The sequence below is a fragment of the Bacillus sp. P4_D3 genome (assembly GCF_056401855.1).
Genome location: NZ_JBFUIN010001274.1, coordinates 1 through 590, shown reverse-complemented (window position 1 = coordinate 590; position 590 = coordinate 1). Strand labels below are relative to the sequence as shown.

Below are 590 nucleotides of genomic sequence, written 5' to 3'. Positions count from 1 at the left end.
GAAGTATTCTAAAATTTATAATCTGTGAATTGGGAAAATATTGAATGCTCCAGGTTAATATACTTTCTTGACTAAATGTATTTGTGAAAGTGACCTCAATATTTTTAAGTAAATCAACGGGAGAATTGAAAGGCAGGAGAAAGTAACATGTCAGAAAATTATCGTTCTCGAGAGGAGCGAAGACAAGTTCAAAAGAAAAAACAGCCAGCTTCTAAAAAAACAAAACCAAAAGGTAAAACATCGTTTTTCCGTAAATTTTTAATTAGCTGTTTACTACTTGGTATTGTAGGTTTAGTGGCAGGGGTGGCTACCTTTTTCGTTATGATAAAGGACGCGCCGAAACTTGAGAAAACCAAACTTGTTAATCCGTTATCCTCAAAAATTTATGATAAAGACGGGAATTTGGTATATGAATATGGGAAAGAAAAGCGGACGAATGTTACGTATGATCAAATTCCTAAATTGGTAGAAAATGCATTTTTAGCAACAGAAGATGCACGTTTTTATGAGCATAGCGGAGTAGACTTCAAAGGGACTACACGTGCAGTTTTAGTTAGTCTTAAAGGAGATTATGGCTCTCAAGGTGGAAG

At 34.9% G+C, this 590-nt stretch carries 1 protein-coding gene; it reads left to right on the top strand.

Going from position 1 to position 590, the window contains the following annotated elements:
- Window positions 1–147: 147 nt before the first annotated feature.
- On the top strand, window positions 148–590 hold a 443-nt coding region (locus AC1DTM_RS30765), incomplete at its 3' end, for a transglycosylase domain-containing protein (protein WP_477001741.1).